The sequence below is a fragment of the Rhizobium leguminosarum bv. viciae USDA 2370 genome, assembly GCF_002008365.1.
GTDB lineage: Bacteria > Pseudomonadota > Alphaproteobacteria > Rhizobiales > Rhizobiaceae > Rhizobium > Rhizobium leguminosarum.
On sequence record NZ_MRDL01000024.1, the window covers coordinates 1 to 6,390 of the forward strand.

General features: G+C 56.9%; 4 protein-coding genes and 4 pseudogenes. 3 read left to right on the forward strand and 5 right to left on the reverse strand.

The window, feature by feature from the left end:
- Positions 1 to 178: 178 nt before the first annotated feature.
- Positions 179 to 318, forward strand: a pseudogene (locus BS629_RS10975) (transposase domain-containing protein); the annotation flags it as partial.
- 149 nt (positions 319 to 467) lie between these two features.
- Here the strand turns inward: BS629_RS10975 and BS629_RS10985 are convergent.
- From BS629_RS10985 to BS629_RS10995, 3 genes and pseudogenes are all read right to left on the reverse strand, one after another.
- Positions 468 to 1,163: a conjugal transfer ATPase VirC1 gene (locus tag BS629_RS10985; RefSeq protein ID WP_077988233.1), complete on the reverse strand. Its 696-nt coding sequence runs from the start codon at positions 1,161 to 1,163 to the stop codon at positions 468 to 470.
- A 520-nt stretch (positions 1,164 to 1,683) separates the two neighbouring features.
- Positions 1,684 to 3,030: an IS21 family transposase gene (gene istA, locus BS629_RS10990; RefSeq protein ID WP_245315081.1), complete on the reverse strand. Its 1,347-nt coding sequence runs from the start codon at positions 3,028 to 3,030 to the stop codon at positions 1,684 to 1,686.
- A 173-nt stretch (positions 3,031 to 3,203) separates the two neighbouring features.
- A pseudogene (locus tag BS629_RS10995) lies at positions 3,204 to 3,365 on the reverse strand (IS6 family transposase); the annotation flags it as partial.
- Between the two features lie 51 nt (positions 3,366 to 3,416).
- On the opposite strand from BS629_RS10995, the pseudogene BS629_RS11000 reads away from it, so the two are divergent.
- A pseudogene (locus BS629_RS11000) lies at positions 3,417 to 4,229 on the forward strand (IS3-like element ISRle5 family transposase); the annotation flags it as partial.
- Between the two features lie 262 nt (positions 4,230 to 4,491).
- Positions 4,492 to 5,295, forward strand: a complete 804-nt coding sequence (locus BS629_RS11005; protein ID WP_077988234.1) for a hypothetical protein — start codon at positions 4,492 to 4,494, stop codon at positions 5,293 to 5,295.
- A 167-nt stretch (positions 5,296 to 5,462) separates the two neighbouring features.
- On the opposite strand, the gene BS629_RS11010 is transcribed toward BS629_RS11005, so the two are convergent.
- Positions 5,463 to 6,047, reverse strand: coding sequence for a UPF0149 family protein (locus BS629_RS11010; protein WP_064246079.1), 585 nt, complete (start codon positions 6,045 to 6,047; stop codon positions 5,463 to 5,465).
- A pseudogene (locus BS629_RS11015) lies at positions 6,044 to 6,310 on the reverse strand (transposase domain-containing protein); the annotation flags it as partial. The gene BS629_RS11010 and the pseudogene BS629_RS11015, both read right to left, overlap by 4 nt.
- Positions 6,311 to 6,390 lie beyond the last annotated feature (80 nt).

The following is a 6,390-nucleotide window of genomic DNA, read 5'->3' on the forward strand; positions in this document are numbered from 1 at the left end:
TTCTTGTAGCTGATGGTCGATGAGGTCATCTCAACCGAATTATCCGCCACCCGTTAAGTTGCCGACAACGTGACATCGCCCCGGTTACCAATACGGTTTGGTCAACCAGTGGATGGAAGGGATAAGTGACCTTGGATTCGAATGCCAGAAACCCGGCATTATGAACCCGGCTTCGACGACCATCGCGACGCTCTGGCAAACGGCAAGATAAATGCCATCGATCCGCAAGCTTGGTTGACCCAGACGCTTGAGCGCCTTGCGAATGGATGGCCTAGCAGTGAAATCGACGCGCTCATGCCATGGAACTACGCCCCCTGAACGGCCCCGGCTTGTCGCTTACGAGCCACCTCAGCTCAGCCAAGAAGAACATGCGAAAGCACGGTTCGTCATCGCCGGGTCCCTTGATTTGGTTCGTCGGCAGCGACCGGATGGAGACGCACCGTCACCCACGTTTGCGGATTGCCATATCAATGCTCGACTGTGCTGCTTACAAATTTGCCGAGGGAACGCAAATCTTCCATCGCTGCTTCGAGATTGCGCAGTGTCAGCCGCATGGACGAGTTTGCTGCGGCATTACGGAGATTCAGATGCAGCATTCCTCGATCCTTCATCGCGGCGAAAGCGTCCCTTTCGTGCATCGGCGTGTCGGCAAGAGGCAGAGTACTTAGCATCTCCGATATTAGCCGCTCCGAGGAATTTAGCCGGTTGGCCGGCACACGTTGGCGCAGAATTGCGGCTGGTATGGCAAGGTTTTCACCAATCAGTAATTCGATAATGTAACGAAATGTGGCAAGTGCCTCGTCGGCATCGAGGGGAGTAAGCATTGTCGGGATCAGCAGGAGATTAGAACTGGCGATCACTGTGTTATTGAGCTCGCTGGATCCATGGTGAGTTTCCACTAGGCAATAGTCGAACCCGCGGCCTGCTGCCTCTTCGTAGGCGACCTCAAGAAGCGGCAACTCGTCCGTAATGAAGATCTCACAAAGTGGATCCCAGGCGTTACGTCGCGTCGCATTTTCTTTCCATTTGCTGAGTGGCCGATTTTCGTCGCCTTCGAAAAGTGCAATTGTCTTACCCTCTGCGGCAAGTGCCGAGCAGAGGCCCATCAGCGCTGTTGTTTTCCCAGCGCCTCCTTTAAATGAGCAGCAGGTTACAAGTTGCATTGAAAACTCCTTGGTGCGGCCGCGTCTTCCCCACGAGAATTTGTATGCAAATTGGTCGTTCTATACAAAAACGACCGCCTGAAAGATTGTGAATACAGCACGCAAAAGCGGGAATTATATTGCAACTGCAACCGTCCATTCTTGGATCTCTGGGGGCGGTTTGTTTATATCGACAAGCGCACTTCGTGAAAGATGAGCGTCTGGATGCAGTAAGCTGTTCGCCGTAACCGTCGTCCGCTGAGCCTTGTACTATGACCTATGATGAAAAGCCGACCTTATCTGAGCTCTTCGCTGCTCCGTCGCACGGGCACAGTCGGCGGGTGGATCCCAATGGCTACAAGGTTGGATCCATCCGGGCGGAAGTTCGCCGAAACCAACGTTCCAGGCAGAGAATCCTACAGCAGGCCATGCGAAGAGCGCAACGGCATGCACGACGATCCAACCGGCCACTGGAACTAATATAGAATAGCCACGCCGACGTTGCTCGCGGGCATTCTGCATCAGTCCCCAGGCGCGGAGGTCATGAGGAATGGACGGGAGCACGACTCGCAAATTGAACACGCTGCTGTTTGCCTTCTTTCTTTCGCTGATAATGGGGCTTTTGTTCGCGAGCATTTATGCAAGCTTCTATCGGCACGGCATCAGCCGCATATCGGCGGTGCGAACTCGGCATATGCGCCGGGTCTGTTCCGTAACGCGGGCCACCATAGCGTTGCTGATGCACCGCAACCCGTTTGCCTCGATGGAAGATCTCGATCATTCGTGCGGTGGCCCGGATATCGACTTGGCTCCGGATGAGGCTATGCGGGACGGAATAGAAAAAGCTCTGGAATTCGACGTGATAATCTGTCGACACCCGTGCCAAGCGCCATTCTGCGAACTCGTAATGCTCGGTGGGCAGACCAGCGAGTGCTGCCCGTTCGACCGCCTCAAAGAGGTTCCGACGACTGACGCCCAACCGGCGCATGACGTGATTGTTGATGCGCTCCAGCATCTGAGCGATCGCGGCATTGGCTTCAGTGAGCGAGAAGAATGTCTGTTTGCGAAGACGGCCGAGAATGCAGCTCTGGGCGAACTTTACGCCATTCTCCACCTTGGCCTTGTCCTTCGGGCGTCGCGGACGTGCTGGCAGGACGCCAACGCCACAATGAGCAGCCATGACCCCATAGCTACGGTTGATCTCCGGATCGTAGAAGCTGGCGCGGTTGACGCCGGACTTCAGATTATCGGGCACGATCAGCCGGGGCACACCGTCGAAGAAGGTGAACATGCGGACGTGCGACCCAATCCAGTCCTGCAGGGTCTGGGTCCATGTGGCTTCCGCGTAGGTGTAGCTCGACGCGCCGAGCACGCCGAGGAACAGTTCCGCCTCGCGGATCTCACCGGTCTTGCGATCGACGATCGGCACCTTCTTGCCGGAATAATCAACGAAGACTTTGTCGCCGGCGACGTGCTCCTGGCGCATCGTCGGTGACAGGCGCTTCTCAAAGCCCCGGAACAGCTCGCAAAAACGGCTATATCCATACGCATCCGGATAGGCGCTGCGGTATTCCTCCCAAAGAATCAGCAGCGTCACGCCTGGCTTCTTCAGCTCAATCGAAAGCGGCCCCCATTCGGGCTCTTGGCGCAGTCGCTGGCCCTGCTTGACGCCGGGGTGAACGAAGAGCTTGGCCTCGAGAACATCGTCTGTCAGGTCGCTGGCGAGGGGCCAACTTAGCCCTGCCATCGCAGCCCGCTTCAAGTTGTCCTGCACGGTGCTGCGGGCAATGCCAAGCATTACAGCGATCTCGCGGCTACTCGTTCCGCTACCCGCAAGCCGCAGCATTTGTCGTATGTGTCGCATGGTCAGCTTTCTTTTTGCAGGCATTAAATTCCCCTCGTGGATATCGAGAGGACACATGCCAAGGTTGCTGACCCAGGGGAACTTGAGTGCCGGAAACTGGCCGGTTATTGATTGGAATGGTGGCCGGCTTCAAATCGGAACGGTGGCCGGTCAATGATTGGAATGGCGGCCGGCTTCAGAGTGGAATCCGCACGGCCCCATCGCCGGATCGTTTCATAGGAGACGACAATGCCGCGCTCCAACAACATTTCCTCGACCATCCGCAGGCTCAAAGGGAACCGGAAATACAGCCAGACCGCACGGGCGATGATCTGCGGTGGAAAGCGGTGGTTCTTGTAGCTGACGGCAGGACTGTTCATCCCAACCCATTATCCGACAACCGTTAAGCCGCTCACAACGTGACATCACCGGTGAAGGGCATGTGCCGCGATTGGGCGATCTCGATCCGGCGTGCCTGTGGGGCGCTGAACTTCGATCGTTCAAGCTACCACTACACCTCTCGCCGTGCCGATCGGGCCGGCCTGGAACGTCGTATTCGCGAGATCTGCGAAACCCGAGTGCGCTACGGCTATCGTCGCGTGCAAGGGCTCTTAGAGCGTGAGGGTTGGGGCACCAACATCAAGCGAACCTATAAGATTTACAGGGACTTGGGCCTTCAACTGCGGAACAAAACGCCAAAGCGCCGGGTCAAAGCCAAACTGCGGGAGGATCGGCAAATGGCGGTTGGACCGAATGATGTCTGGGCCATGGACTTCGTTCACGACCAGCTGGCGACCGGAAAGAAGTTGCGGGTTCTGACGGTGATCGACACCTTCTCGCGCTATGTGCCGGTGCTTGATCCGCGTCACAGCTATCGCGGTGAAGACGTCGTGCAAACCTTGGAACGGATATGCCGGCAGGTCGGTTATCCGAAGACGATCCGTGTCGATCAGGGCACGGAATTCGTGTCACGCGATCTCGATCTTTGGGCCTATGCCAAGGGTGTGACCTTGGACTTCTCACGTCCAGGCAAGCCGACGGACAATGCCTTCATCGAAGCATTCAACGGCCGCTTCCGAGCCGAATGTCTGAACCAGCATTGGTTCCTGACCCTTGCGGATGCCCGCGAAAAGATGGAGGATTGGCGCAGAGACTACAATGAGGTTCGGCCACATGGTGCCATCGGCAATAAGGTGCCAATCTTACTGATGAATCCGGGAGGCGCAACCAGCCCACCTCCCTGAACGAAGCCGGAAAACTCCAGCCTCCGGTGGTCCAGAATCCTGGGGCGGTTCAAAAGCCGCCGAGGCTCTAACCGCCGCTGGATGAAAGTTCAGTGGCAGGTCAGCCACAAGCCTCGCCTTCATCCAAACCGCAATGCACCGCTCCGTCGCGATCCTACATTTGATCGATGCCCGGTTAATGTGACGGTACCCTTTATTCCATTAGCCAGATGCATTACCTTAAACAGATGACCCGCTGATCGAGCCAGAGAAAGAGACTTCAATGATCGGCAATCTGCCAAATGACACGCTGACAGAGGTATTCAGGAAGGTAGCCAATCAAGCCGACAAGCTCGCAGCTTTCTATGAAATCAATGCGTTGCGCAGCACCAATCAGAGGTTCCGAGAACTTATTGAGAGCGATCGGACAATTCGGTCTGAATTCAGAAAGATTCAGCAGGAAACACGACCTGCTCGTTTCGCAAACGCCAGGATTGAGGCGCGTAATCCAGCTGGGACTAGAACTGGGAATGACATCAACACCTATCATGACGTGGACGTTCCGGACACGCAGGACAGGATCAAATGGCTCGCCGCGGAGCGCGACATCAACGCCAATCCTGACATGGTTGCCCGTACCGCCATCGAGCGCAATGACGTGGTCGTTCCGGTCGCGCAGGACAGGATCAAATGGCTCGCCGCGGAGCGCGACATCAACGCCAATCCTGACATGGTTGCCCGTACCGCCATCGAGCGCAATGACGTGGTCGTTCCGGTCGCGCAGGACAGGATCAAATGGCTCGCCGCGAAGCGCGACATCAACGCCAATCCTGACATGGTTGCCGGTACCGCCATCGAGCGCAATGACGTGACCGATCGGCTCGCGCAGGACACGATCAAAGAGCGAGCCGCGAAGCGCGACATCAACGCCAACATGGTTGCCCGTACCGCCATCGAGCGCAATGGCGTGACCGATCGGTTCGCGCAGAACCGGATCATGCAGCATGCCGCGTCGGTCGAGGCGTTCTCGAACGCCATTAGGGGGCTCGGTGAACGTTTTCGTCAGGAGGGAGGGCGTGGGCGGTGATCGGCTTCCAAAAGCGTAGGACGACCCAGGTGGGGTGAGATTGAACGAAGCCGCTGCCGCGGGACTTGAGGTGGTGGACGTTTTTCGGGCGTTGTTGCATCGTAAGCGCTACGAGTGGGCCACGGGTATTTCCGTTGACATTTGCAGGGTTCCGAGACCGGTCGGCTTTAGAACTTCTGCCTTGAGCGCCGCGGCATGAAGTAGTCGCGAATTTTAATGACGGCACCAGCAATCTGGATGATCTCCGCCGGCGGGGTTATCTTTTTGGCGTCGCAGAGGGCGCGAATAGGAGCGATGATATCACCGGTCACAGCATGGCCACGGATGACCGGGCTCCATAGCCTGGGGGCGAATTCCGTTCCGAGGAGGAAGCCGGTGTGCCAATCGAAGCTGTCGTGGGAATAGGTGATGTGACTGAAGCGTGGCCGATATTCTTCCGGCCTTTCCCCAAGCGTGGCCGATATGCGGTTATATTCGGCGACGATCGTTTGCACGGCCTGGTGCTCTGTGGTTTCCATCGGCAAGGCCATGGCGCCCTCGCCGGCGAACAGGGGAATCCATTGATAGGGGTTGATGAACTTCGGCCCGATGATCAACGCGGTGAGATAACCATCCAGCCCGCTCATGCTCCACACCGGCGCCGCAGGACGCCGTCTGCGGATGAAGGTCTCGAATGCTTCATCGTCAAGCTTTGGTCGTGCTGTTGCCGCCTGCGCCGGGCTGGTGGAACTGGTCTGAGTGGATTTTGTCATGCGGCAACCTGATGGCGCTCTGCTTTCCAGTTCCAGGGAAGCAGCGTATCGAGCTGGTTGATCGTGGTGCTTCCCGATACGATCCGTTCGAGGACATCGGCAAGCCAGGTGTGTGGATCGAGCCCGTTCAGTTTTGCGGAGTTAACGAGCGAGGCCAGGATCGCAAAGGTCTCGCCACCCTTCACATTACCCACGAACATCGAATTCTTTCTCGTCAGGGCAACGGACTTCATCGAACGTTCGACGATGTTGGAGTCCACCTGGCGATGTCACGTTGTTTGATCAACGGCCGAAAAGTCGCTTGTCGGTAAACTCAGGCAATTGCAGCGGTCACGGCTTTCCA

Coding starts and splice junctions, on each gene's coding strand:
- BS629_RS11005 (WP_077988234.1), top strand. CDS start 4,492: ATGATCGGCAATCTGCCAAATGACACGCTGACAGAGGTATTCAGGAAG.
- istA (WP_245315081.1), bottom strand. CDS start 3,030: ATGCCTGCAAAAAGAAAGCTGACCATGCGACACATACGACAAATGCTG.
- BS629_RS11010 (WP_064246079.1), bottom strand. CDS start 6,047: ATGACAAAATCCACTCAGACCAGTTCCACCAGCCCGGCGCAGGCGGCA.
- BS629_RS10985 (WP_077988233.1), bottom strand. CDS start 1,163: ATGCAACTTGTAACCTGCTGCTCATTTAAAGGAGGCGCTGGGAAAACA.